26 protein-coding genes, 1 tRNA gene and 1 pseudogene are annotated in these 24,875 nt (G+C 71.2%); 13 read left to right on the forward strand and 15 right to left on the reverse strand.

Going from position 1 to position 24,875, the window contains the following annotated elements; all coding sequences use genetic code 11:
- Positions 1-14: 14 nt before the first annotated feature.
- Positions 15-1,220: an ROK family transcriptional regulator gene (locus O7542_RS19795; protein WP_069087605.1), complete on the reverse strand. Its 1,206-nt coding sequence runs from the start codon at positions 1,218-1,220 to the stop codon at positions 15-17.
- A gap of 124 nt (positions 1,221-1,344) precedes the next feature.
- Between O7542_RS19795 and O7542_RS19800 the strand changes: the two genes are divergently transcribed.
- The 4 genes from O7542_RS19800 to O7542_RS19815 all read left to right on the forward strand — a co-directional run bounded on the left by O7542_RS19800 (position 1,345) and on the right by O7542_RS19815 (position 4,436).
- Positions 1,345-2,796 carry a glycoside hydrolase family 3 N-terminal domain-containing protein gene (locus tag O7542_RS19800; RefSeq protein ID WP_281605022.1) on the forward strand — a complete coding sequence of 484 codons (1,452 nt, stop codon included), beginning with the start codon at positions 1,345-1,347 and terminating at the stop codon, positions 2,794-2,796.
- A gap of 83 nt (positions 2,797-2,879) precedes the next feature.
- Positions 2,880-3,317 carry a hypothetical protein gene (locus tag O7542_RS19805; RefSeq protein WP_043326089.1) on the forward strand — a complete coding sequence of 146 codons (438 nt, stop codon included), beginning with the start codon at positions 2,880-2,882 and terminating at the stop codon, positions 3,315-3,317.
- Entirely contained in the window at positions 3,314-3,796 is a 483-nt protein-coding gene (locus O7542_RS19810) for a DCC1-like thiol-disulfide oxidoreductase family protein (RefSeq protein WP_043326091.1), read from the forward strand. The genes O7542_RS19805 and O7542_RS19810 overlap by 4 nt, the downstream gene beginning before the upstream one ends.
- A complete protein-coding gene (locus O7542_RS19815) occupies positions 3,735-4,436 on the forward strand; it encodes a TetR family transcriptional regulator (protein WP_281605023.1) in 702 nt (233 codons plus the stop codon). Before O7542_RS19810 ends, O7542_RS19815 begins: the two co-directional genes overlap by 62 nt.
- Before the next feature lie 174 nt (positions 4,437-4,610).
- Here O7542_RS19815 and O7542_RS19820 read toward each other — a convergent pair whose 3' ends face one another.
- Complete coding sequence (locus O7542_RS19820; RefSeq protein ID WP_113971868.1) at positions 4,611-5,276, reverse strand: GNAT family protein; 666 nt, start codon at positions 5,274-5,276, stop codon at positions 4,611-4,613.
- A 229-nt stretch (positions 5,277-5,505) separates the two neighbouring features.
- Here O7542_RS19820 and O7542_RS19825 point away from each other — a divergent pair, with 229 nt between their 5' ends.
- The 4 genes from O7542_RS19825 (at position 5,506) to O7542_RS19840 (ending at position 7,058) form a co-directional block, all read left to right on the forward strand.
- On the forward strand, positions 5,506-5,691 hold the full coding sequence (locus O7542_RS19825) for a DNA repair protein (protein ID WP_281605024.1): 186 nt from the start codon (positions 5,506-5,508) through the stop codon (positions 5,689-5,691).
- 63 nt (positions 5,692-5,754) lie between these two features.
- The gene (locus O7542_RS19830; RefSeq protein WP_043326097.1) at positions 5,755-6,012 is read left to right on the forward strand and encodes a type II toxin-antitoxin system VapB family antitoxin; all 258 of its coding nucleotides are present in this window, start codon (positions 5,755-5,757) and stop codon (positions 6,010-6,012) included.
- On the forward strand, positions 6,012-6,431 hold the full coding sequence (locus O7542_RS19835; RefSeq protein WP_043326099.1) for a PIN domain nuclease: 420 nt from the start codon (positions 6,012-6,014) through the stop codon (positions 6,429-6,431). Before O7542_RS19830 ends, O7542_RS19835 begins: the two co-directional genes overlap by 1 nt.
- A 108-nt stretch (positions 6,432-6,539) precedes the next feature.
- Positions 6,540-7,058, forward strand: coding sequence for a hypothetical protein (locus O7542_RS19840; protein WP_187693456.1), 519 nt, complete (start codon positions 6,540-6,542; stop codon positions 7,056-7,058).
- Positions 7,059-7,106: 48 nt separating this feature from the next.
- Here O7542_RS19840 and O7542_RS19845 read toward each other — a convergent pair whose 3' ends face one another.
- Positions 7,107-7,844: a Clp protease N-terminal domain-containing protein gene (locus O7542_RS19845; RefSeq protein ID WP_043326103.1), complete on the reverse strand. Its 738-nt coding sequence runs from the start codon at positions 7,842-7,844 to the stop codon at positions 7,107-7,109.
- 67 nt (positions 7,845-7,911) lie between these two features.
- Here O7542_RS19845 and O7542_RS19850 point away from each other — a divergent pair, with 67 nt between their 5' ends.
- Positions 7,912-9,621 (forward strand): Na+/H+ antiporter, encoded by a 1,710-nt coding sequence (locus O7542_RS19850; protein ID WP_281605025.1) that lies wholly within the window; start codon positions 7,912-7,914, stop codon positions 9,619-9,621.
- Between the two features lie 27 nt (positions 9,622-9,648).
- Here O7542_RS19850 and O7542_RS19855 read toward each other — a convergent pair whose 3' ends face one another.
- The gene (locus tag O7542_RS19855; RefSeq protein ID WP_281605026.1) at positions 9,649-12,303 is read right to left on the reverse strand and encodes a DUF4132 domain-containing protein; all 2,655 of its coding nucleotides are present in this window, start codon (positions 12,301-12,303) and stop codon (positions 9,649-9,651) included.
- On the reverse strand, positions 12,304-12,612 hold the full coding sequence (locus tag O7542_RS19860; RefSeq protein ID WP_281605027.1) for a hypothetical protein: 309 nt from the start codon (positions 12,610-12,612) through the stop codon (positions 12,304-12,306).
- A 112-nt stretch (positions 12,613-12,724) separates the two neighbouring features.
- Between O7542_RS19860 and O7542_RS19865 the strand changes: the two genes are divergently transcribed.
- Both O7542_RS19865 and O7542_RS19870 read left to right on the forward strand, forming a co-directional pair.
- Positions 12,725-14,209 (forward strand): sigma-70 family RNA polymerase sigma factor, encoded by a 1,485-nt coding sequence (locus O7542_RS19865; RefSeq protein ID WP_231915521.1) that lies wholly within the window; start codon positions 12,725-12,727, stop codon positions 14,207-14,209.
- A 21-nt stretch (positions 14,210-14,230) separates the two neighbouring features.
- Positions 14,231-15,211 carry a DUF2804 domain-containing protein gene (locus tag O7542_RS19870; protein WP_281605028.1) on the forward strand — a complete coding sequence of 327 codons (981 nt, stop codon included), beginning with the start codon at positions 14,231-14,233 and terminating at the stop codon, positions 15,209-15,211.
- Here O7542_RS19870 and O7542_RS19875 read toward each other — a convergent pair.
- The 7 genes and pseudogenes from O7542_RS19875 to amcA (O7542_RS19905) form a co-directional block, all read right to left on the reverse strand.
- Complete coding sequence (locus O7542_RS19875) at positions 15,196-16,953, reverse strand: sugar-binding domain-containing protein (RefSeq protein WP_281605029.1); 1,758 nt, start codon at positions 16,951-16,953, stop codon at positions 15,196-15,198. The genes O7542_RS19870 and O7542_RS19875 overlap by 16 nt on opposite strands.
- Positions 16,950-18,278, reverse strand: a complete 1,329-nt coding sequence (locus O7542_RS19880; protein WP_113971873.1) for an MFS transporter — start codon at positions 18,276-18,278, stop codon at positions 16,950-16,952. The genes O7542_RS19875 and O7542_RS19880 overlap by 4 nt, the downstream gene beginning before the upstream one ends.
- 138 nt (positions 18,279-18,416) lie before the next feature.
- Complete coding sequence (locus O7542_RS19885) at positions 18,417-19,079, reverse strand: pentapeptide repeat-containing protein (RefSeq protein ID WP_281605030.1); 663 nt, start codon at positions 19,077-19,079, stop codon at positions 18,417-18,419.
- 61 nt (positions 19,080-19,140) lie between these two features.
- Positions 19,141-19,323, reverse strand: coding sequence for a multiple cyclophane-containing RiPP AmcA (gene amcA, locus O7542_RS19890; RefSeq protein ID WP_281605031.1), 183 nt, complete (start codon positions 19,321-19,323; stop codon positions 19,141-19,143).
- Positions 19,324-19,333: 10 nt separating this feature from the next.
- A pseudogene (locus O7542_RS19895) lies at positions 19,334-19,821 on the reverse strand (radical SAM protein); the annotation flags it as partial.
- The gene (locus O7542_RS19900) at positions 19,818-20,165 is read right to left on the reverse strand and encodes a hypothetical protein (RefSeq protein ID WP_043326124.1); all 348 of its coding nucleotides are present in this window, start codon (positions 20,163-20,165) and stop codon (positions 19,818-19,820) included. The gene O7542_RS19900 and the pseudogene O7542_RS19895, both read right to left, overlap by 4 nt.
- A complete protein-coding gene (gene amcA, locus O7542_RS19905; protein WP_281605032.1) occupies positions 20,162-20,326 on the reverse strand; it encodes a multiple cyclophane-containing RiPP AmcA in 165 nt (54 codons plus the stop codon). Before amcA (O7542_RS19905) ends, O7542_RS19900 begins: the two co-directional genes overlap by 4 nt.
- Before the next feature lie 370 nt (positions 20,327-20,696).
- Between amcA (O7542_RS19905) and O7542_RS19910 the strand changes: the two genes are divergently transcribed.
- A complete protein-coding gene (locus O7542_RS19910; RefSeq protein WP_176722749.1) occupies positions 20,697-21,923 on the forward strand; it encodes a helix-turn-helix transcriptional regulator in 1,227 nt (408 codons plus the stop codon).
- 6 nt (positions 21,924-21,929) lie between these two features.
- Here the strand turns inward: O7542_RS19910 and O7542_RS19915 are convergent, their stop codons facing one another.
- Positions 21,930-22,610, reverse strand: a complete 681-nt coding sequence (locus O7542_RS19915) for a YdcF family protein (RefSeq protein WP_281605033.1) — start codon at positions 22,608-22,610, stop codon at positions 21,930-21,932.
- Between the two features lie 692 nt (positions 22,611-23,302).
- Here O7542_RS19915 and O7542_RS19920 point away from each other — a divergent pair.
- Positions 23,303-24,190 carry a hypothetical protein gene (locus tag O7542_RS19920; protein ID WP_043330585.1) on the forward strand — a complete coding sequence of 296 codons (888 nt, stop codon included), beginning with the start codon at positions 23,303-23,305 and terminating at the stop codon, positions 24,188-24,190.
- On the opposite strand, the gene O7542_RS19925 is transcribed toward O7542_RS19920, so the two are convergent.
- Together O7542_RS19925 and O7542_RS19930 are read right to left on the reverse strand one after the other, a co-directional pair.
- Positions 24,183-24,608 carry a DUF4326 domain-containing protein gene (locus O7542_RS19925; RefSeq protein ID WP_084789521.1) on the reverse strand — a complete coding sequence of 142 codons (426 nt, stop codon included), beginning with the start codon at positions 24,606-24,608 and terminating at the stop codon, positions 24,183-24,185. The genes O7542_RS19920 and O7542_RS19925 overlap by 8 nt on opposite strands.
- A gap of 150 nt (positions 24,609-24,758) precedes the next feature.
- Positions 24,759-24,834: transfer RNA gene (locus tag O7542_RS19930), tRNA-Lys, on the reverse strand.
- Positions 24,835-24,875 lie beyond the last annotated feature (41 nt).

The following is a 24,875-nucleotide window of genomic DNA, read 5'->3' on the forward strand; positions in this document are numbered from 1 at the left end:
GGCGCACGACGCGGTCAGCCGACCGTCGAGCCGAACACCTCGTCGCGCACCGCGTCCAGCGCGGTACGCAGCGCGCCGCGCAGGATCGGCTCCTCGGTCAGCCCGGTGGTCACCACCCGGGGCCGGACGAGCGTGATCGCGGCGACCTCGTGCTGCACCCGCTCGGCCAGCGCCGCCCCGCCCGCCTGCCCGACCGCGCCGGCGAGCACCACCAGCGGCGGGTCCAGCACCACGCAGGTGCTCGCCACGCCGAGCGCCAGCCGGCGGGCCAGTTCGTCCAGCATCGGCCCACCGGCGGTGCCGGCCGCGATCGCCGCGCGTACCACCTCGGCCGCCCGGGCCGCCGCGACGCCCTGCTCCGCCGCCTTCGGGGTGGCGAAGCCGTGCTCGGCGGCCACCGCGCGTACCGCGTCGGCGCCGACGAGCTGCTGGAATGCCGGCTTGGCCCGCTTGGACACGTCGCGCGGGATGGGCGCGCCGGGCACCGGCAGGTAGCCGATCTCGCCGGCCGCGCCGCTGCTGCCGTGGTGCAGCCGCCCGCCCAGCATGATCGCCAGGCCGACGCCGGCGTCCACCCAGACCAGCACGAAGTCGGAAGTGCCCTGGGCCGCGCCGGACTGCGCCTCGGCCACCGCGGCGAGGTTCACGTCGTTCTCGAACACGACCGGGGTGTCCAGGTCCTCGCGCAGCGCGGCGAGCAGGCCGCTGTGCCAGCGCGGCAGGTTGAACGCGAAGGTGATGTCGCCGGTCTGCGGGTCCACCAGGCCGGGGGTGCCGAGCACGACGCGCCGGACGGCGGACAGCTCCGCCCCGGCGCTGCTGGCCGCCTGGACCACCGCGTTGTGCACCACCCCGACCGGGTCGTCGGTGTCCTTCGTGGACTGCTCGACCCGGCCGGCCACCGTACCGGTGATGTCGGCGCAGGCCGCCACCACCCGCTCCGCGCCGACGTCCACACCCACCACGTACGCGCTGCCCGGCCGGACGGCGTAGAGCTGGGCGTTCGGGCCCCGCCCGCCGGCCTGCTCGCCGACCCGGGCGACCAGGCCGCGCTCCTCCAGCCGCTCGACGAGCTGGGACGCGGTGACCTTGGACAGCCCGGTCAGCTCACCGATCCGGGCCCGGGTCAGCGGGCCGCGTTCGAGCAGCAGCTCCAGCGCCGCACGATCGTTGAGCGCCCGCAGGAGTCGGGGGGTACCGGGCAGCCGGGTCGCACTCATGCCGTCGTCCTCAATTTTCAGTAAAGTTTTCTAACCACAAAACGCCTGCCGAGGGGCGTCCGTTAGCGTATCGGCCGCCCCGATCCGCGAAGGTCGGACGACCCGGCAGGGAAAGGGGATACTCGTGGGTCAGGATCCAGGACTCCGGCGGCTCGCGCTGGGCACGCTGCTGGCCGCGTACCCGGGTCCGGTCCCGCCGGACTGGGCGGTCGACCTGCTCGCCGCCGGGCTCGCCGGGCACACCCTGTTCGGCACCAACATCCACGACCCGGCCCAGGTCGCGGCGTCCACGGCGGCGCTGCGCGCCGGCCGCCCCGACGTGATCGTCGCGATCGACGAGGAGGGCGGCGACGTCACCCGGCTGGCCCACGCCACCGGCAGCCCGTACCCGGGCAACGCCGCGCTCGGCACCGTCGACGACCCCGCGCTGACCCGCGAGGTGTACGCGGCGATCGGCGCCGAGCTGGCCGCGCTCGGCGTCACGCTCGACCTGGCGCCCACCGTCGACGTGAACACCGCCGACGAGAACCCGGTCATCGGCACCCGCTCGTTCGGCGCCGACCCGAAGCGGGTGGCGGTCCACTCGGCCGCCGCCGTCGCCGGCCTCCAGTCGACGGGCGTGGCCGCCTGCGCCAAGCACTTCCCCGGGCACGGCGCCACAGTCGCCGACTCCCACCACGAGCTGCCCACAGTCGACGTGCCGCCGGCCGTCCTGCGGGAACGGGACCTGCCGCCGTTCGCCGCGGTGGTCGACGCGGGCGTCCGCGCGGTGATGACCGCGCACATCCGGGTGCCGGCGCTGACCGGCGACGGCCCGGCCACGTTCAGCCGCGCAGTCCTGCACGACCTGCTGCGCGTCGAGTACGGCTTCACCGGCGCGGTAGTCACCGACGCGCTGGAGATGAAGGGCGCGGTGCTCGCCGCCGGCGGGGTCGGCACGGGCGCGGTCCGGGCGCTGGCGGCCGGCGCGGACCTGCTCTGCATCGGCGCCCGGGTCGACGCCGAGCTGGTCGAGTCGGTCGCCGCCGAGATCGTCGCGGCGATCGGCGACGGGCGGCTGGCGCGCGAGCGGGTCGAGGAGGCGGCCGGCCGGACCGCCGCGCTCGCCGCCACCGGCCCCGCCGACGCCCCGCCGCCCGCCACCGACGGCCTCGGCTACGCCGCCGCGCTGCGGGCGGTACGGGTCGAGGGCGACCTCACCCGCGCCGCCGCACCCCTGGTGGTGCAGGTGCACGCCACCTCCACCGTCGCCGAGGGGCGGGTGCCGTGGGGGCTCGGCCCGCACCTGGCCGCCGGGATCGAGCAGGCCCGCGCGGTGGCGGGCGAGACCGACCCGGAGAAGCTGCGGCGGCTCGCCGGGGACCGGCCGGTCGTGCTGGTCGGGCGGCACCTGCACCGGCTGCCCGGCGCGCGGGAGCTGGTCGAGGCGCTGGCCGCCACGCATCAGGTGACAGTGGTCGAGATGGGCTGGCCGGGCGCGTGGCGGCCGGCTGGCGCGCGCGCGTTCGTCGCCACCCATGGCGCCAGCCACGCCAACGGCCGCGCCGCCGCGCAGACGCTGGGCCTGACCGGCTGACCGCATCACTCTTGAACACGTTCAAAATCTGTCGTACGCTCAGGGCGTCCTTGATTTGAACACGTTCAAGAGAGGCGACGGGGATGGACGTGAAGGTCTGGATGTACCTGGCCTACCTCGCGGTCAGCATCGGTCTGACCATCTGGGTGGCCCGGGCACTGTCCCGCAACGGGTTGGTGTTCCTGCAGGACGTGTTCGCCGACAGCCGGCTGGCCGAGGCGGTCAACAGCCTGCTCGTGGTCGGCTTCTACCTGCTCAACCTCGGCTACGTCACGGTGGCGATGAAGGAGTCCGGCCCGGTCGGCGACACCAGCCAGGCGCTGGAGCAGCTCTCCATGAAGGTGGGCCTGGTCCTGCTGGTACTGGGCGCGCTGCACTTCTTCAACGTCTTCGCGCTCGGCCGCTACCGGCGCGGCCGCCTGCGGCAGCAGGCCACCCACCCGCCGCTGCCGCCGGTCCGTATCCTCCCGCCGCAGGGTGGGCCCGTACCGGCAGGCGGCCCGAACCCGCCGGCCCGGTGACGTCCGCCCCGGGCGGGCGCCCGTCGGATCCCACCGGGCACGGGGCCGGTGGGATCCGCGGGTTCACCGTCCTGTTCGACGCGGGCTGCCCGATGTGCCGGGGCGCCCGGCGGTGGCTCGCCTCGCGGCCCCAGCTCGTACCCCTGGAGTTCGTGCCGGCCGGGTCCGCCGAGGCCCGGCGGCGCTTCCCCGGCCTCGACCACGACGCGACGTTGCGGGACCTGACAGTGGTGGCCGACACGGGCGCGGTCTACAGCGGCGACGGCGCCTGGTTCGCCTGCCTCTGGGCGCTCGCCGAGCATCGGGGTACGGCCGAGCGGCTGGCCCGCCCGCACCTGCTGCCGCTGGCCCGGCGGGTGGTGGCGGCGGCCTCCGCGGTCCGCGAACGGATCCGGGAACCGGGATACGGTGACGACGATGACCGAGCAGAGTGCGCCGACGACCGCTGCGGGTGGGCAGGGGTCGACGGCCCGGGGTGAGCAGACCCGCCAGTTGATCCTGGACACCGCGATGCGGCTGTTCCGCGAGCGCGGGTACGCGCGCACCACCATGCGGGCGGTCGCCCAGGAGGCCGGCGTGGCGGTGGGCAACGCCTACTACTACTTCGACTCCAAGGAGCACCTGGTCCAGGAGTTCTACGCGGGCACCCAGCGCGATCACCGGGAGGCGGCCGGCCCGGTGCTCGCCCGGGAACGGGAGTTCGCCGCGCGGCTGGCCGGGGTGCTGCACGCGGGCATCGACGTGCTGAGCCCGTACCACGCGTTCGCGGGCGCCTTCTTCAAGACGGCGGCCGAGCCGACCTCGCCGCTCAGCCCGTTCTCCGCCGAGTCGTCGGAGCCGCGGGACATGTCGATAGCGCTGTTCCGCGAGGCCCTCACCGGGTCCACCGTCAAGCTCGACGACGAGCTGCGCGAGGCGCTGCCCGAGCTGCTCTGGCTCGGCTACATGGGTGTGGTGCTCTACTGGGTGCACGACCGCTCGGACGGGCAGGTCAAGACCCGCCAGCTCATCGACGGCGTGGTGCCGCTCGTGGACCGGCTGGTGGGGCTGTCCCGGCTGCGCGTGCTGCGGCCGGCCACCCGGCAGGCGCTCGCCCTCATCCATACGCTGCGTCACTGACCTCGCCCGCGCACCTGCCAGCGATTTCGCAGGTGAGAGTCCGCAACCGGACAGCAACACACCCCTTGTTCACGGCCGGTACTACACATAGCGTTACCGGTGTCGGGGCCTGGGGGAGAGCTGCGGACCGTGGATCCGGCCCGGGATCCACGGTCCGCGCCGAGCCGGGCCGGCTCAGCGGGGGAACACGCCGAACGCGGTGAAGCCGCGATCCGGGAACCCGGCCGCCTCGGCCACCCGGCCGGACGCCGCGTTGCCCGGGTCGTGCAGGTAGGTGGGAATCGCTCCCTCGTCCAGCACCCGGCGCGCCGCCTGCGCGACCAGCCGCCGGGCCAGGCCGCGCCCGCGCGCGGCCGGCACCGTGCCCACCGCCAGCTCGTGCCCGTACGAGTCGTGCCGCTTGATCCCCACCCCGGCCCGGTACGCGCCGTCGGCGCCCCGGACCACGAGCACCTCCCGGTCGAACAGCCGCAGCCACGGCGGCAGCCCGGGCAGCGTGGGCGGCACCCACTCCCCCACCTCGGGCAGCGGCGCCGGGTCGGCGCACCAGCGGAAGACGGACGTGTGCGAGATGAAGTCGGGCGTGCCGACCGCCGCCGGGAGGGCGGGCAGCCACTCGCCGGGCGGCCGTCCCCGGACCAGCGCCCGGACCGCCTCCACCCGATCGACGGCGACCGAGAGGACGGTGCTGCCGTGGGCGGTCACCGCGAGGGCCGGGCGCAGGCGGCCGTCCCAGGCCGGACGGGCGCGGCGGTGGGACCGCACCACGTGCAGTCCCGGGCCCGCCGGCCACTGTCCCAGCCAGGTCGCCAGATGGAGGAAGACCCGCCGGTCGAGCACGTGATCATGGTACGCCGGGCCGGACCGCCCGTGCTCGCGTAATCAACTGATCCCACCGGGGTTGAGACCCGCGGCGGATGGGTAGTGGGGCGGCACGTCAGCGACGGATGACGATGTGTGGTCCGGCGGATGGCCGCAGGAATTTGACGCTTCACGGGAACCCGAGGCATCGACCCTGCGTCATATTCATTTCCATACATGGACAAGTTTTTCTGGGACGGTAGTGGTCATGCCTCACGAACCGAATGACCGATTCCAGCAGGACCCGGAGCGGAGCTGGCGGGCCGCCGACGACGCCGGACGCTTCCCGGCGCAGCGGGCGTACCGCGAAGCCCGCAACCGGAGGCTCTCCTGGGCCGAGCTGAACACGCAACCATCGGGCGCCGCCGCCTGGCGCGGGTCGGCGGCCGCCTGACGCACCAATTTCAAGCGCAGCTTGGTGCGCAGATCCAGCACTTCCTGGTGTACGGTCGAACGCATGACCCGCATCACGGTGGACGTCAACGATGAGTGGCTGGAGTCCGCCCGCGAGGTGCTGGGCACCGACACCAAGGTCGCCACCATCAACGCCGCGTTGCACGCCTTCGCCGTCCGGCGGCAGGCGAAGGAGATCGTCGCCGCGTTCGATCAGGTCGAGATGGACTTCGCCGAGTCGGACGAGGGCTGGCGTTACGGCGGTGGGCGCGACTTGAGCCGGCTCGCCGAGGACGCCCGCGACGGCGAGGCCGCGGCCTGATGGCCGGCCAGGTCTACCTGGCGGACACGTCGGTGTACGTGCTTCAGGCTCGGCACCAGGCCGTCCGGAAGCGCTTCGAGACGCTGCTGGCAGAAGGGCGCCTCGCCGCGTGCCAGATGACCTCGCTGGAATATCTGAACAACGCCCCCACACCGAAGGGATACGAGATCCTGTGGCAGGCGCTCCGGGGACACCGCTGGCTGGATGTCACCGCCGAGGCGATGGACCGCGCCATGGCGGTGCACCGCCTACTGGCCGCCGAGAGCCAGCACCGCAACTTTCGGCTGCCTGATCTGATCATCGCGGCGACCGCCGAGCTGCACGGTGCCACGGTGCTGCACTACGACGCCGACTACGACCGGATCGCCGCGCTCACCCACCAGCCCACCGAGTGGGTCGCCCCGAAAGGCAGCCTCTAGGAACGCGGGCGGCGACACACCGGCCGGGCGGGCGTACCGGTCTTCGCACACCTGTGCGGTAGCGTCTTGTGGTCCGATTTCCGGCCTACGACAGGAGAAGCTCCGCGCATGGGCAAGAAGACGATCCACGTCTCCGACTTCACCGGCCAGGTGCTGAGCGCCGACGACGAGGTGGTCAAGGTCGTCGTACTGGAGCACCCGGACCTGGTCGCCGGGCCCGTGCAACTGGACGCCACCCCGGTCGACGTGGAGAGCATCGACGACGCGGCACTGGACGTCGCGGTGGTGGAGATCCACGACCGGCACGGCCACGGTGAGCCGCGCCGGGTGGTGCTGACCGCCAGCGAGTTCGACGCGATGGCCACCGACGTGCCGATGGCGCAACTGCTGCGTACCGCCGAGCGGGTCAAGCCGCCCAAGGCACGCCGCGCCACCGAGAAGATCGACTACGGCACCATCGAGCACGCCGGGCGCCCGCACCGCGGCCGCGTCACCGAGGAGGAGGCCCGGCTGGTCCGGGAACGCCTGGACGAGGTGAACAAGCGCCTCGCCGACGCCGGCATCCGCCAGATCGACCCGGCCGACCCGGAGCACGCGGCCCGCTACGGGTTCCCCACCGCCGACTGACACACGCGGGCCGGGCACGCGCCCCCGTGGCGCGTGCCCGGCCCGGTGTCAGGCCCCTTTTCGGGTGATCTCGGCCAGCGCCGCCTCGAACGCCGACTCCAGCGCGTCCTTGCGCAGCCCGAGTCCGGTCAGCACACCGTCGCCGCCCTCCTCCTCCAGCAGGGCGAGCAGGATGTGCTCCGTACCGATGTAGTTGTGTCCCATCCGCAGCGCCTCCCGGAACGTCAGCTCCAGGACCTTTTTGGCCCGCGCGTCGTAGGGGATCAGGTCCGGGACCTGGCCGGCCTTCGCCGGCAGCGTCGCGGTGACGACCTCCCGCAGCCGCTCCAGGGGTACGCCCTGCGCCACGATCGCGGCGGCGGCCAGCCCTTCCGGCTCGGCCAGCAGCCCGAGCGCGACGTGTCCCGGGGTGATCTCGGCGTTGCCGGCCGCCCGCGCCTCCTCCTGCGAGGCCAGCACGACGTTGCGGGCGCGCGGGGTGAACCGGCCGAACCCGGAGTTCGGGTCGAGCGCGGCGGCGGTCTCCGCCTTGGCCGCGGAACGCTTCTGGGCGGCCTGCTTGCTCACGCCCATACTGCGGCCGATCTCCGTCCACGACGCGCCGGAGCGGCGCGCCTGGTCGACGAAGTGCCCGATCAGGTGATCCGCGACGTCGCCCAGGTGGTCGGCGACGAGGACGGCGTCGGCCAGTTGGTCGAGCGCGTCGGTGTGTGCCTTCTTGATGCCGTCGATGAGGTCGTCGAGGCGTACCGGGTGGGTCATCTTGTGCGGTTCCGTCTCCTCCATGCGTCAACCATAGGTTGACGATGCGGATGCGTCAACCCTCGGTTGACGGCCCCTTTCCCATCGCGCGATGATCTCGATCCCGGTAGTGTCGACCGGGGTGAGCACCCATTCGACACTGCTGTTCGTGCTCGCCGCCGTCGCGGTCGTCATCGCCGTACGGTGGGTGGCCTCCCGCACCGGCCTGCCCGCCGCCGCGCTCCTGCCGCTCATCGGCATCGCGTACGCGCTGCTCCCCGGCCCCAACATCGGCCTCGATCCCGAGCTGGTGCTCATGGTCGTGCTGCCGCCGCTGCTCTACAGTGCCGCGCTCGACTCGTCCCTGCTGGACATCCGGCGCAACCTGCGGATCGTGGTCAGCCTCTCGGTGCTGCTGGTGCTCCTCACCGGACTGCTCGTCGGCGTCGGGTTCCACCTGTTCGTCGCCGGCGCGACCCTGGCCGCCGGCATCGCGGTCGGCGCCGCCGTCGCCCCGCCCGACCCGGTCGCCGCCCTGGCCGTGGGCCGCCGGGTCAACCTGCCGCCGAAGATGGTCACGATCATCCAGGGCGAAGGGCTGCTGAACGACGCCACCGCGCTGACCATGCTCAGCGTCGCGGTGGCCGCCGCCGTGGGCGGCGAGTTCTCGTTCCACGCAGCGGTCGGGCAGTTCGTGCTCGCGGCGGCCGGCGGAATCGCCGTAGGTGTCGTCGTCGCCCGGGCCAAACGGCTGGTCCGGCCGCTCACCGCGGACCCGCTGCTGTCCAACGCCATCTCGCTCGCGACACCGTTCGTGGCGTACCTGCTCGGCGAGGCGCTGCACGTCTCCGGCGTACTCGCAGTGGTGGTCGCCGGCCTGATCGTCGGCCACCAGACGCCGCAGTTCGGGTCCGGGGCGGCCCGCCTCCAGACCAACGCCGTGTGGCGGCTCGTCGACTTCCTGCTCGAAGGCTTCGTCTTCCTGCTCATCGGCCAGCAACTCCCCGCCGTCGTGCGGGGCCTGCGCCAGTACGAGACGTCCACCATCGTCGTCGCCGTCGCCGTGTCCGTCGGCGTGGTCCTGCTCCTGCGCCCGGCCTGGCTGATCCTGACCCAGTGGCTCCCCCGGTCGCTGCACACCCGGCTGGGCGGCGTCGCCGAACAGGACGACACCGACCCGCCCGGCGCGGCGCGGCGGGCCGGGCGAGCCGACCGCAACGCCCGCGGACTGACCGCACGCGAGGTGGTGGCGCTGAGCTGGTCCGGCACCCGGGGCGTGATCAGTCTGGCCGCCATCTTCACGCTGCCGCTCACCACCAACAGCGGAGACCCGTTCCCCGACCGCGACCTGCTGCTGTTCTGCACCTTCGTGGTGGTCCTGGTGACGCTGGTCGGGCAGGGCCTGACGTTCGCGCCGCTCGTGCGGATGCTCGGCCTGCGCGCCGACGAGGCAGACCAGGCCCGGGTACGCAACGAGGCCCGCTCCGCCGCCGTCGAGGCCGCCCTGGCCCGCCTCGACACCGTCGCCGCCGAGGAGCCGGACACGCGGGTGGCGGTCGACACCACACGCGCCCAGTTGCTGACCCGGCTGGCCCGCTACCGGGGGCGGCTCGACCTGCTCCAGCAGAGCGGATCGTCGGAGCTGCCCACCTCACCCGAGTACGAGACGGCGCTGCGGGTCCACCGGACCGCGCTGGAGGCACAGCGCGAGGAGTTGCTGCGGTGGCGCGACTCCGGCCGGCTGCCGGACGAGGGACTGCGCGTGCTGGAACGCGAACTCGACCACGAGGAGCTGCTGCTGCCGAAGCGGGCGCCGAGCTGACTCCGGGCCCGGCGCCCGCCGGCCGCCTCACAGCTGGCGCAGGATCACCGGATCCTTGATCTTCTTGTCGGCGGCCAGCAGCAACGCCTTGCTGATGATCTCGCCGAGCCGGCTGTCACCCTCGAACGGCAGGAACATCTCCGGCTCCTTCGCCTTCGCCGAGTCCGGGATGACGCACAGGTACCGCTCGTCCGGGGCGATCAGGATGTTGCCCGAGCCGCAGTGGATGCGGTACGTGTGCAGGTCGCCGCGTACCTCCAGGAACCTGTCGGTGAGCGTGCAGCGACCGGCGATCGCCAGCCGGGGGATCAGCTCCGCCAGCACGTCCCGGCGCGTCCGGCCGGTCGGGTTCAGCTCGCCGAAGCTGTTCTGCGCCCAGTAGTCGCGATACCGGCCCTCCGGCCCACCGTCGTACCAGTTCGGGTCGGCGCCCACCCCGGCCGCGGCCACGAACAGGTCGACGTCGCGCATCACCTCGCTCAGCACGACCGGCGGAACCTGCGCCAGCGGAACCGGCAGGCGCTCGCCCCGGATGAAGAACAGCTGGTCGGTTCCCATCGTGTCGAACACGAGGTCGTCGTCCCGGTGCTCGATCCCGGCGACACCCAGTTCGGCGCGCAGCCCCCAGTCCGGGAGGGCCAGCCAGGGCAGGTTGTAGGACGCCCCGTCGTTGCGGTGCTGGACGTACGACCAGCCGCGCCGGGACAGCAGCGCGTTGAGCCGGTGCTGACGCACGATGTGCGCGGCGAACCGGTTGGAGTACACGCCAGTGGCTCGCTCCGCGTCGGTGAGCAGATACTGCTCCCGGTGCGCCTGCTTGAACGGCTGGGTGATCGCGTGCCGGGTCAGGAAGTCCCGCCACGGCCCCACCGCGTCGGGGTCGAGCACCGGATGCCACAACCGGACCGTCGCGTCGTCGGCCGGCTCGAACACGGTGTCGTCCACTGTGCGCAGCGCCTCACCGGCCCAGCAGCAGGCGACGCCGTCGACCGTCCAGACGAGCCGCCGGGCCAGCGTACGGGCCAGCGGATGGTCCAGGAGCCGTTCGCGCCACTGCTCGACGGTCCACGAACGGTCGCGCCGCAGCAGCCCTTCCAGCCGGTCGCGGGTGGCGACGAGCGTCGCGGCGACGTCGGCGACAGTCGCCTTCAGCTCCTTCACCTCCTCGCCGTGCTCCCTGCGCACCTGCGCCGGAGGCGTCCTGACCACCTTGCCGTCCGCGTTGCGCCACACCACTACGGCGTCGACACCGCGCACCTCCAGCTCGTACGAGCAGTCGCCCAGCTTGTCCGCGAGCGGCAGCCCGAAGCCGGGCAGGGCCATCTCCTCGACGTCCTCCCGGCTGACACCGAGCGCCTCGGCGTGCCGGGTCAGCCCCTTCTCCACCAGGCGCAGGGTGCTCTTGTAGGTCAGCCGCGAGGACAACCGCGCCAGCTGGGCGAGCGCGGCCGGGTGATCGGTGTCGACGAGCGCCGCGACCGCGGCGTTCGCCAGCTTCGGGCTCGCCGGGCCGTGGCCGGAGATCTTGCGGGCGGCCCGTTCCGCGATCTGGCCGAAGCTGCGCAGGGTCTCTTCGGACGGCGGGCACATCGTCCGCATCCAGAGCAGGCCCCACAGCAGCCTGACGTTGTAGCGGTCGATCATCCGTGGTGGCATGTCCTTGATGTGGCCGGCGCAGCACGTGGTCATGCGCAGTGGCAGGCTGCGGGACTGCCCGACGAGCGGGAGCCAGTCGTCGAGCCGGGCGGTGAACTCGTCGACGCCCACCGCGTCGAGCAGCGACCGGGCCTGCTTGCGCCAGGCGGCCGTCGGCTTCGCCTTGTCCGCCTCGACCGGGCAGTGCGCCAGCAGCGCCTCCCACGCGGACCGGCGATCCGCCGGCATCGCCTCGATGTCCGCCACGGCGCGGTCGGCCCACTGCTCACCGACGTTGGGGATCGGCCACATCCGGTCGGCCTCGTCGCTGATGTAGCTCAGCGAGCGCTCGATCCCGGTCCGGCGCCAGGTCGCCAGCGCCGCCGGGTTCACCCGCCCGGCCGCGGCCTCCGCCTGGATGGCCTCCCAGGTGAACCGCGTGAGATGGGAGCTCCAGTAGTTGAATCCCAGCCAGGCCTGAGTGCTCAGCCGGCCGAGCCAGGCCGAGCCGTCGAGGCCGCCGCCGGAACACACGGCACGGATCAGCGTGGCCCACCCGTCCTTGCCCGAGCCCGGCACGGCCAACGCGTCGAACACCACCTGCCGTACCGGCGCCGGTTGTGCGGCCAGGAGTTCCTTCGTGCGGCGCCACGCCTCACCCCGGGCCCGGTCCCGCGGGTCCTCGTGCGCGTACGGCAGCGACGGCAGGCGGTCGATCAGTGTCGACGCAGCGGTGACACGGCGGTCGTGATCCGCGTCGTCACCGGCCAGGTCGGCCACGGCGGCGGCGACCGTCTGCGCCTGCCGGGTCGCCTCCGGTAGCAGCTCGACCAGCGGCGGAGCGAGATCGTACGGCCCGTGCGGATCGTTCAGTGCCGCGAGCAGCGACGGAACCGTCCCGGCCGGCGCCCAGCCGCACACGGTCACCACCAGGCTGATGGATTCCCGCTGAGTGGGCTCGTTGAGGGTCTGGCCGCTCCGCTCGCACCACCTCTTGACGGTGGCGACCACATCGCGCACGGCCGACTCGGGGTCGTACGTGTCCACTCAGCCACCCACCAGCGGGACGAGCTTGAGGAAGGTGACGCGCGATCCCGCGTGCAGGCGGACCTTCTCGTCCAGGTCGGTGACCTGGTGGTCGTCCACGAGCACCACGAAGGCGTTGCGGCCGAACGCGTCGAGTGTCATCCGCGTCCGCTCCTCGGGATCGGCGTCCGCGCCGGACTCGGCGATCCCGAGGGAAACCCGACGGCGGATCAACTCGGCGAGGGGCAGCGTCTCCTCGAAGACCTCAATGGTCCACGCGGGCCCGCCCGGAGCTCCGACCACCTCGTCGGTGACTGTGATCAATGGCATGGCGGAGAAGGTAACGCTTCCCTCCGACACCTCAGCATTTTGTGTGACCTGACCGCGTACCGGACAGTCTCCACGGTGTACGAGATCATTCCGTGAAGGCGAGGTTGTGAGCGTGTCCTATCCCGCGTACCCGAACAGGGCCGACATGTCGGCGGTGGTGGACGCGGCTCGCCGCGGCGACCGGGCGGCGACGGACGAGGTGGTCTCGCACTGTCTGCCGCTGGTCTACAACATCGTGGGCCGGGCGCTGAACCGGTCGGCCGACGTCGACGACGTGGTGCAGAACACGATGCTGAGCGTCGTACGCGGCCTGCCGGGCGTCCGCGAGCCGCGGCTGTTCCGGTCGTGGCTGGTCGCCGTCACCATGAACGAGATCCGCACCCACACGCAGCGCCGGCCGACCACACCGGCGCCGCCGGAGGACATCGACAACGTGATCGACCCGCGCGCGGACTTCGAGGACCTGACCCTGACCCAGCTCCGCCTCGCCGACCAGCGCCGCGAGGTCGTGCTGGCCACGCGCTGGCTGGACGACGACCACCGCCACCTGCTGTCCCTGTGGTGGCTGGTCGAGGCCGGTCACCTCACCCGCGCCGACCTGGTCGACGCCCTGCGCCTGGAGCCACATCACGTGACCGTGCGGGTGTCCCGGATGAAGGCGCAACTGGACACCGCCCGGCTGGTGGTGCGAGCCCTCACCGCGCGGCCCGGCTGCGCCGGCCTGCGCGACACCGCGTCGGGCTGGAACGGTCAGCCGGCGCCGCTGTGGCGCAAGCGGTTCGCGCGGCATCTCCGGGACTGCGCGCACTGCCCGGACGCGACGAGCGACCTGGTGCCCGCGGAACGGCTGCTCGCCGGCCTGGCGCTCACGCCGCCCCCGGCCGCACTCGCCTCGGACGTCACGCAGAAGCTGCACGCCGTCGCCTCCGTGTCGCCCGTCGCCCCGGCCGGTACGCACGCCGTGGCGGCCGGAGCGAGGTCCGGGCTCTCGTTGTCCAAGACCCTGGTCGGCGTCGCCGCGGCCGTTGCCGTGCTCGGCGGGGGTGGTCTGATCCTTGCCAACTACCCGAGCGGATCGAAGCAGCAGCCGACGAGCGTGGCGGCCTCGCAGCCCGCGACCGCGACCACCGCTCCCGCGCTCACACCCTCCCCGACCGCCGCCTCCCCGACCGCCGCCCTCCCGAGCCCCACCCCGAGCAGGGCGGCGAAGCCCAGCAAGTCGCCAAAGCCGACCCCGTCGCCGGTCAAGTCCACCGCCACGTCCAACGGCTTGTCAGCAGCGGAACGGCGGCTGCTGGTGCTGCTCAACGAGCGGCGCCGCGCGCTCGGGCTGACCGAGGTCAAGCTGGGCGCGGCGCAACACCGGGAGGCGGAGTCCTGCGTACGGCGGAACCTGAACGCGAGCGGGTTGCAGCACTGCGGGCACGAGGTGCTGTTCGCCTCGTCGGGCAACTCCTCGCCGGAGCAGATGATCGAGGCGTGGTTCAACAGCCCTGGGCACAAGACGGCGCTGACGTACGCCAGCTCCCGCTTCGCCGGCCCGGCGATCGTGTTCAACGGCAGCCGCCAGGTCGCCGCCATCAACATCGACTACTGAGGCGGTCGCTACGCTCCCCCGATGACGCACGAGAAGGAGATCGTCGAGCCGGTCGACCTGTGCCTTCCGGACGGGCGGCTCAACCCCGCCGCGGTCGGCTGGACCCGCCGGCCGCTGCACCGGGCGAACCTACGCGGTTGGGGTAGAACCAAGCGCTGGGAGTACTGGGGGATAGTGACGCCGACCCACATCGTCGGCCTCGTCGCGTCGTCGCTGGACTACGCCGGGGTGCACGGCGTCTACGTGCTCGACCGCGCCACGAAGGTCGAGACCGGCACGGACGCCGTGGTCCCGTTCGCCCGCGGCGTCGTCATGCCGCCGATCAGCGGCGTGGGCGCCGTGCACGCGCACGGAGGCGGCCTGTCGATCGACATCGACCAGACCACCGAGGGCAGCACGATCCGTGCCACCGCACCAGGCATCCAGATCGACCTCGTGGTGCCGCTCCCGCCCGGCCACGAGTCGCTCGGCGTCGTGGTCCCGTGGAGCACGCGCCGGTTCCAGTACACGGTCAAGGACGTCGGCCGTCCGGTACGCGGCTCGCTACGGGTCGACGGTACGACGCACGTCGTGGACGAGCGGGACTCGTTCGCCGTGCTCGACCACGGCCGGGGCAGGTGGCCGTACGCGATCACGTGGAACTGGGCGGCGGGCAGCGGATCGGACGTGTCGATCCAGCTCGGCGGCAAGTGGACCGACGGCACCGGCTCGACCGAGAACGCTCTGTTCGTCGGCGGCCGGCTGCACAAGCTCGGCGCCGAACTGCGCTGGAGCTACGAACGCCGCGACTGGCTGCGGCCGTGGCGGATCAGCGGTGATCGCGTCGCTGTGGAGTTCCACCCGTTCCACGAGAAGGTCTCCCGCACCAACCTCGGCGTCGTGGCCAGCGAGACCCACCAGTGCTTCGGGCACTTCTCCGGCTGGGCCCAGGCGGACGACGGCGAGCGGGTGGCTCTGGACGGCCTGGTCGGCTGGGCGGAGGAAGCTCAGAACCGCTGGTGACGCAGCCGCTCGTTGACCTGCCGGACCACGTCCTCGGGAAGCTTGACCACGCGCCGGTCGTACGTGAGCAGACCGTTCAGCTCGTCCTCCACGTCGGACAGCTGGGTGTAGACGGTCGCGCTCAGACCGGCCCGGATCGCGGGCACGATCTGCTCGGTGTGCAGCCGCGTGAACGCCTCCGCCAGGTCCTCGGCGCTCCGGTAGCGCCGGTAACCGAAATCCTTGCGGCTGAAGGCGTGCCCGTCGACGCGCAGGTTGTAGCCGCCGTACTCGGACAGCACCAGCGCCCGGCGGTCGCCGCGTCGCCGCGGCACCCGGAAGCGGCGGAAGTAGATGTGCAGGCTGCGCAGGTCGCCGCCGCCCTGGTCGTGCCAGCCGCTGGCGTGGTCGACCGTACGGGTGCTGTCGAGTTCGGCGACCTCGCGGGCGATCCGGGCCGCGTCGAACTGCCCCCAGCCCTCGTTGAAGGGCACCCACACGGCGAGGCTCACCACGTTGCGCAGGTGCTCGACGGTGTCGCGCAGCTCGGCCCGGAACCGGTCCCGTCCACCGGCGTCGGCACGGCCGAACCAGCGCCGCCACCGGCCCCGGTCGGGCAGCCGCAGCGGCGTCACCGCCGGGGCGGTGACGACCAGCGGGTGGTAACTGCTGCCACCGTTGACCATGTCCTGCCAGACCAGCATCCCCAGCCGGTCGCAGTGGTGATACCAGCGCAGCGGCTCGATCTTGATGTGCTTGCGCAGCATGGTGAACCCGAGCCGCTTCATGGTGGCGATGTCGGCGATCATCGCCTCGTCGGAGGGCGCCGTGTACATGCCGTCCGACCAGTAGCCCTGATCGAGGATGCCGGCGTGGAAGTACGGCCGCCCGTTGAGCAGCAGCCGGGGCACGCCGTCCCCGTCCGGTCCGACACCGAACGAGCGCATGCCGAAGTAGCTGCGTACCCGGTCCGCGCCCAACTCGGCGGTCACGTCGTAGAGGAACGGATCCTCGGGGCTCCACTGCCGTACCTCGGGGATCGGGATGCGAACGGCCACGCCGACGGGTGCGGTGGCCTCGGCCACCGCGACCCCGTCGGCCAGGATCCGGATGCCTGCGTCGCCGGCATCCGCCGTCGCGTGCACCGTCACCTCGACGCACCGCTCGTCGAGGAGCGGGGTCAGGGTGAGGTGCCGCAGGTGTACGGCGGGCACGCTCTCGGCCCACACCGTCTGCCAGATCCCGGACTGGGCGGTGTACCAGATGCCGCCGCGGCGCAACCGCTGCTTGCCCCGGGAGTGGTGGCCGGTGTCGCTGTCGTCCTGGACCGCCACGACCAGGACGTTGGCGTCGTCGCGGAGCGCGTCGGTGATGTCGCAGGTGAACGGCAGATACCCGCCGGTATGGCCGCCGACAGCAACGCCGTTCAGGTAGACCTGGCAGGTCTGGTCGACCGCGCCGAAGTGCAGCAGCAGGCGCGAGCCGGCCGCGTGGAAGCCCACCGGGAGGGTCAGCGGTCGGCGGTACCAGAGCGTCTCGCCCGGCTGGAGCTGCCGCCCGACGCCGGAGAGCGTGGACTCCGGGGAGAACGGCACGAGGATTTCGCCGTCGTAGCGTTCCGGCTCGGTGGACGAACCGGTGATCGCGTACTCCCACCGGCCGTTGAGGTTGAGATAGCTGTCCCGGGCGAACTGCGGGCGGGGGTATTCGGGCAGGACACGCTCCGGGTCGAGCGTGGAGCCCCACGGGGTCAGCAGCGTCATGCCCGGGCCTCCCGCTCCCGCCGCCGCAGCGCCACGGCCGGCACCGCGATGAGGACCAGCACTGCGAGCGCCATGAGGAAGATGCCCGGCGTCGGAACCTGCTTCACCACGCCGAGATCCTCGTAGACCTCGCCGGCGCCGGTGATCACGGCGGCGCCGAGGTACGGGCCGACGAGCATCGGCACGAGGATGGCGAAGACCATCCGCAGCCCCTGGACATGGCCGGCCCGATCCGGTGGCGAGTAGTCGCGCACGATGGCGCCGATCGGGGCGAGGACGAGCATGAAGCCCGACATCATCACGATCCCGGCGGCGATCACGGGAACCATGCCGCGGGCGAAGAACATCAGCGCCAGGCCGGCGCCGTACACCACTACTGCCGGCAGGAGGAAGCGCACCTTGCCGACGCGGTCGATGAGCCGCCCGCCGACCACGCTGACTGCCGACGCCGTGACGAGGACGACGGCCAGGACGATCGCGTACCCCTCGATCCGCAGGTACCGCTGCAGGTAGATGATCAGATACGGCAGGAACACCTGCGTGGAGATCCCCCAGATCGACCAGGCCGCCAGGGCGAGGTAGAGCCCCGGGTTGGCGCGGACGGCGGCCGGGCGCAAACCGTGGACGACGGCGCGCAGGTAGCCGCCCTCGTGCCGGACGAGTGACGGGCTGTCCTCGACCAGGAACCAGGCCAGCAGACCGGCCACGGCCATGATCGCGCCGATGACCACGAAGAACAGCCGCCAGTTCCCGGCGCGGGCCAGCCCGTCGAACCCGCCGAAGATCACCAGCATCGAGACCAGCGGCATGATGGCGAGCACCGACTCGACCCGGCCACGGTTCGCCGGCTCGGTCACGTCGGTGACCCACGCCTGGAACGCCGCGTCGTTTGCGCCCGAGCCGAGGAAGGACATCAGGCAGTCGAGGGTGATGACCGCGATCGCCGTGACCAGCACGACGTTCGCGACGGGCGCGATGTCCTCCACGAAACCCACTGTCAGGAAGCCGAAGGCGGCGGTGGAGACGCCCCACAGCAGGTAGCCGCCCGCGATGAACGACCGGCGCCGCCCGGTCCGGTCGGAGAGGGCCCCGAGCAGCAGGGTGGCGACAGTGGCGGTCACGGCGCTGGCGGCGACCATCGTGGCGATCGCGTTGGGGTCGTCGGTGATCGTGTCGTACACGAACAGGTTCAGGTAGATGTTCTCGATGGTCCAGGCCATCTGCCCGACGAGGCCGAGCACGATCAGCGCGGTCCAGGTGCGGGGGCGCAGCCCGACCGGACCGGCCGAGGTAGCCGGGGTGAGCACGCTCCGGGTGGCGGACACGACGGCCTCCTTCGACGGGTCAGAATATGATCCGTCCCGCCCGGCCGTCGATGGGTCCGGGGTCGGCCAGGCAGCTGCGTCCGAGCGGGCACGACGAAAAGACCCCGGTACGGAGTCGCCGGACCATGGCCTTCGTCATCAGTCTTTGCGGACGGCGAGGTTGAGGGCAGCGACGGTCAGCTGAGTGAGGTCAGGAAGTTGATCCTCGCCGAGCGTGACACCGCGCAGGTTGTCCAGCGCCGTCTTCAGCCCGTGAAGGCGACTGCCCCGCAGATCGGCACCGTCGAGGTGACAGGAATCCAGTTCCAGGCCTGCAAGGTCACATGACCGCAGTGCGGTGCGCGGTAGACGACAGGACGACCACGCGCCGTTCGTGAGAGTGCAGTCGGTGAAGGCGACCGAGCCGGCGGCGGCGACGCGCTGGAGGGTGGCGTAGTCGAAGCGGCAGCCGTCGAACAGGACGTCCTTGAGGCGTACGTCGGTGAGTCTGGTGCCGGTGAACCGGGAGCCGGTGATCGCGCAGCGTTCGATGGTGATGCCGGTCAGGGTCGCTCCGGAGAAGTCGGTGCGGGTGATCTCGCAGCCGTAGAGGCTGCCGGCTTCCCAGGTGCTCTCGCTCAGGTCCACACCGGTGATCAGGCTGCTGCGGATACTGGCGTCCTCAAGGTGCGAGCCGCGCCACGCCGAGCCCTCGACGAGGGCCTCGGTGAGGCCGTTCACCAGGTCCGTCGTGGCGTCGAGGTCATCCGGTTCGAGGTCCGGCAGCAGAACCTTCACGTCGCCGATCGTGGTGGTGCGCATGTGTCCTCAACCTCTGCGGGCGCGGGGTGGGCACGTCACCCCGCGCGCCCCGTCGCGGGGGCTACTTCTTCTTGTTCCAGTTGTCCCAGCCGGGTCGGCTGTCGAACCTACCCTTGTTGGCCCAGGTGGGGCGGTTGTCGAACTTCCCCGCGTCGATCGACGTTACCGACCGCTGCGGGTCGACGCCGAGGCGGGCGAGTTGCTCGGGTGCGGCGTTGACGAGGACCGCGAGAGCGTCGGTCATGGTGCTCCTCCTGCTCTTCGATGTTGAAGCCGACCGACTCGCAGCCGGGCAGGCCGGTGAAGAAGCCGACGAGAGCTTCCGCGTGGTCGATGGTTTCCGGGGTGACCACACAGATCACCGAGCACGGCAGCCCCGCTTCGGCCAAGGTCTGCATGCCGCGCAGGGTTCGGGCGTCCGTCGGGTTGCCGGCCCGGTCGAGGCGGTTACGGTTCAACGCGCCCGGTCCGTCGATGCTGACCCCGACCTCGAACCCGTAGGTGGTGAACAGCTCGCACCACTGGCGGTTGATCAGAGTGCCGTTGGTCTGGATCTCGTGACGCACCATTCCCGCGCGCCGGAGCTTCTCGAAGGGGCCAGCAGGCTCCGGAAGAGCCCTATGGGTGTGTAGCAGTAGGTGCAGTCGAGGTTGCAGTAGCTCGTCGGCTGCACGACCAGGGTGTGGAAGCTGCCGGAGACCGCCGGTTGGCCGGTGGCGTTGATGAGGCCGAGGCCGTTCACGAGGTGGCCTCCTCGTCGATGCTGGCCGTGGTGGTGCTGACCCGATAGGCGGGAGCGTGGCGGGCCGGCCAGCCGAGGAACCGGTCGAACATGTCGGCGGCGCTGCCCGTGACGCTCGGGTTGAGCCGGTGCAGGTCGTCGATCGCGTCGTGCAGGCAGCCGGCCAGGTAGAGGAACAGGCTCACCGGCACTTCTCGGTACTCGGCCAGGAGCGCGAGCTTCGCTGCGCCGCAGGGCCACGGCTGCCCGCATCGGCGGCACAGCCACAGCGGGCGCGTCGGCAGATGTTCCACCTCGGCGGGTACGAGCCGGTTCACCGCGGGACGACGCTGCGGCCCGGTCACCGGCGACCGCCCTCGCGGGCCTGCTGCTCGAACAGCCGACGCCACACGAAGGTGAGCAGCGGCGGATCAGCCGGCCACACCCGTCCCGGCGAGGCCGTCCACCTGGGCTCGGGGTGCCGGGGCTGGGTGGCCATGGCGTTACGCGAGACATACACCGTCATGCCGCCACCCCCGTCAGGGACGATGAGCGGCGGGCCCGCCGGGGGAAGGGCGAGCCCGCCGCCGCACCGCGGCGGCTGGGAGCAGACCGCCGATCACCCACCCACGCAGCCCTCATGGCGGTACGCAGGCGGGGAAAGCGCCGAGACAGTTCGCTCCCGGACGGGCCGAGCCAGCGGCCCAAGCCGTGGTGTGGTGCGCCGCTCATCGATCCCTCCATCTGCAGCTCCGTGTCAGTCATCCCTGACATCGGCATCGACACGCGCCGGTGATCTGGGGTGAACTGAACGTAAGGGCGGTCCGTCCGGAGGACCGGGAAAATCCGTACCGGGTCCGGCGGCCTTCAGCGGGCAGGGTGACGGTGTGCGAGGAATGACGGACGACATGACGATCGGCCAGCGCGTCGCCTTCTACCGGCGTCGACGCGGGCTCTCCCAGGAGGTGCTGGCCGGTCTGGTCGGCAAGACGCAGGAGTGGTTACGCAAGGTCGAGACCAACCGGGCCGACCTCGACCGGCTGTCGGTCATCCGCGCGATCGCCAAGGCCCTCGACGTGTCCCTCGGCGACCTGATCGGTGCGCCGAGCCTGTTCGAGTGGTCGGATGACTCCGGGCGCGAGACGATCCCGGCCTTGCGGGCCGCGCTCCACGACTACCGTCACCTCGCGCCGGCGCTTGCCAGCACGGTGGACGTCGAGGCACCCGCCCTGCGCGAGATCGAGAACGACGTCGCCGAGATCTGGACCGCCTACCAGCACTCGCGGTACGGCACCCTCGCCCGCCGACTGCCCTACCTCATCCACGACTGCCTCACCGCCACCGAGGCGTACGACGGCGACGACGGCCAGCGCGCGCATGCGATGACCGCCTACGCGCACCAGCTCGCCGCGTTGTTCCTTACCAAGCTCGGCGAGGGCGACCTCGCGTGGACCGCTGCCAGCCGAGGGCTGGCCGCCGCCAACGTTAGCCAGGATCACGTCGTCATCGGCTCACTCAGCCGCTCCGCCGCACACTCGCTGGCATCCATCGGGGAGTACGCCCAAGCCCTGGGCCTCGCCGCCACGGCGGCGCGGTTCCTGGAACCCCGGCTCGCCAAGCCGACTCCGCAGCTGCTGTCGGTCTACGGCAGCCTGCACCTCGTCTGCGCGCTGGCCGCCGCCCGAGACGACGATCGCGCCTCGGCCGACACCCACATCACCGAGGCCGACGCCGCCGCGAGACGGCTCGGCGCCGACGGCAACCACGTGTGGACCGCGTTCGGCCCGACCAACGTGTCGATCCACAAAACGACCGTGGCGATGGAACTCGGCGACGTGCAACGCGCCATCGCCATCGGCGCCCCACTCGACACCAGCACCGTGCCCGTCGAGCGACAGGTTCGGCACGCCATCGAAACCGCCCGAGCCCTTGCCCGGTGGAACCGCATCGACGACGCGCTCGCCGCGCTCCTGGACGCCGAGGTCATCGGCCCCGACCAGGTGCGCTACCACTCGCTCTCCCGCGACCTTGTCCGGGACATCCTCACCCGCCCCCGGCCACCTCGACTGGCCGTCGAACTCAGCGACCGGATGGGCGTCCGGTCGGGAGGACCGCGCTGGTAGCTGGGCTCAGATCAGCCGGCTCGTGTAGCCAGCCGCTACCAGGCGCTCGAAGGCCTCCCGTACCTCGTCCGGCATCTCCTGGGGGATCGCGAACCCGCGCTCGGCGTACACCTCGATCCGCTGCGTGTCGCCGACCAGCATGTCCACCACCCGCCGCGGGTCGCCGATGCTGCGCACGTAGTCGTCCAGGTCGAGCGGGTTCGACGCGCACACCACATCGACCTCGGGCCACATCAGCCTGCAGGTGGCGTAGGCCCGACGCTGCTGGTACGGCCGAGACATGATCAGCACCGACTTCACCGGGATCCGGTGTTCGGTCAGGAGCCGACGCGAGTACTCCAGGTTCTGCGCGGTGTTCGTGGCACGTGGCTCCACGAGAATCGCTTCCCCGGGTACACCCTGCTCGATGGCGTACTCGCGGTAGTGCACTGCTTCTCCACGCGGAAAACGGTCGACGGTCGTCGGGGCGTTCGCGCCCGTGAACACGATCCTTGGGAACAGTCCCTCGTGAAACAAGCGCGTCGCGATGACAGCCACGCCGAGGTCATGACTCCCCAACCCGATTCCCACGTCGCACGGGCGCAACTCGTGACGCATGTCGTGGTAGCGCCACAGCGTCTCCACGTCCGCTCGGATCGCGTCACGGATCGCCTCGGAAGGTGCCGCCGCATGCCGGTCCATCAGCACCTACCAGTCCGGTCCGCGCTGGGTTCCCTCATGCCGCCAGCGTAGGGGTAGCAGGGCAGCACCACGCCGCTGAGTCCAGCACCACGCCGCTGGCCACGTCACAATCAGGTACGACAGGATCCGCCACCGCCTCGGGGACAACCGCCTCGCGGCATGCTGGTCACCCATTCCCTGGTGATCCCTCCGAGCCTCGGCGGTTCGACATCCTGTTTCCCAAAGCCCCAACAGAGAGTGATCGATGCTCTGACCGGGAGATCGGAGGCCAGGGACCGCCGCGACCGGAGACAGCGCCCGTCGTGGGCCGTTGGGCGAGGCGTCGGCGGGCCGTGCGAGCGCCCCACATACCAAACCGTGGTTTTGGGACCGATTTTGGAGATCACTGTTTAGTGAATCAGCCGAATAGCCGAGAACGAAGAAACGAAGCGGTCAAACCGGGCCACCAAAAGTCGATCTCCATGGAGAGCGCCGCACCGCCAGCACCGATCGCCAGAAACGCCTGACACGCGCCTTCCCGACTCGGCGACGAAGCGCCACACACTGAGAAAATGGTTACCGAAAGTGACGGATTCACGCGAGCCCTCCGCGCCAGCGTTCAGCTGATCAGCCACCCCTTGCCCCGGCCGCCTAGCGCCAGCCCTCCAGATGTGAGACTGTCTATGTAACTGAATGTGCCTGTGCAGCTGCATTTTGCGATGTGGGTGGTTCCGTTGGAACAGCTTCCATTGTGGGGACCGAGCACCGACGAAGAGCCGAGACCGAAACCAGTCCTGGCACGACCAACGAAACTCCGCCTTCTGATCACAGTGAAAGCGGCACCCAACCCCTCCGCGCAGTACGGGGAGACTGTCTGCGTCGGGGCACTCGGCATAGACCCACCCTGGACGGGCTGGATTCGCCTCTACCCAATCCACTACCGGCACCTCGATGACGACGGCAAGTTCCACAAGTACGACATCATCCACGTCGAGGCACTCCCAGCCAGGCAGGACCAGCGGCGCGAGAGCTGGAAGCCGATCGTGGACACCATCACCACCGAACGGCATATCGCCAATCGGCAGTCGCGTCGGAACCTTCTCGATCCACTCGTCGAAGACTCCATGTGCCGACTCAACAGACAGGCCCGCGACGACCCGAGCGCACGATCGATCGCTCTCATTCGCGCGGCCGACATCTCGGCGCTTAAGGTCAAGCGACACCCCGGCTGGTCGGCGGAGGATCGCAGGAAGATCACTGGCTACCTCAACCAGCTCGACCTACTGGAACCGGCCAAGCGCAGCCCGCTTCAAGCACCGCGCTTCACCGGCGCCTACCGCTACCGCTGCGCGGACCGTCATTGCCGCGGTCACCAGCAGACACTCTGGGACTGGGAGTTCGTCGCCCTACAACGTCGCCTGAGCAAGCTCACCGACGCGGAGGCCGAGGAGCAGCTGAGAGACAAGTTCCTCACCCAGCTCTGCGCCGCCGACCGCGACGTCGCCTTCTACGTAGGCAACCAAGCGGCACGACCGCAGTCCTTCAGCATCGGCGGCGTCTACGCACCAAGACGGCCCACCGCCCGGTACCGGCTGCACGTCAACTAATGAGGTCGGCCAGCACGTCGGCATGGCACGCATCCTCGACCCGACACCAGCACGCCAACTGCTTCCCCGCGAGTTCCCGACGCGCCCGCTCAACAAGGGCCGGCTGCCCCACAAGCCACTGCCGATAGAGGCGTAACGCCTCCGCCCGATCATGCTTCCGCAGGCTAAACGGATTGGCCCAAGGAGAACGCCGCAACCCGAACCCCTGCCGCCCCACGTACACGGCACCCGGTGGTACCACCGGGTGATAGAGATCCCCCTGCACACGAACCCGAGGCTGTCCCCCCACGCCGCCAGCGTAATCGGCGACGACCGGCCCCGCGTGGATGCTCGAAGGAAGCGCGTCGACGCCCGGACTGGCGAATGCCCCAATGACCACGAAGGCCCGATGCAGGCTGGCCACCTCAGAGATGACCATGAGGGCAGTCGTCCACGGAACAACCACATGTCCCAGCAACCCCGGCCCGGTCCAACGGCTCCCGAGCACCCACCGAGCGACCACCCACCACCCACGTACACGAAAAAGGCCCCGACCCGGCGTGAACCACCAGTTCAGGGCCTTGCTCGTTGGTGCGCCGCCAGGGACTCGAACCCCGAACCCGCGGATTAAGAGTCCGCTGCTCTGCCAGTTGAGCTAGCGGCGCTCGCTGACAACGGGACGAGACGTTAGCACGCCCGCCCAGCA

It is taken from the genome of Micromonospora sp. WMMC264 (assembly GCF_027497275.1).
In the GTDB taxonomy this organism is placed as follows: Bacteria; Actinomycetota; Actinomycetes; order Mycobacteriales; family Micromonosporaceae; genus Micromonospora; species Micromonospora chalcea.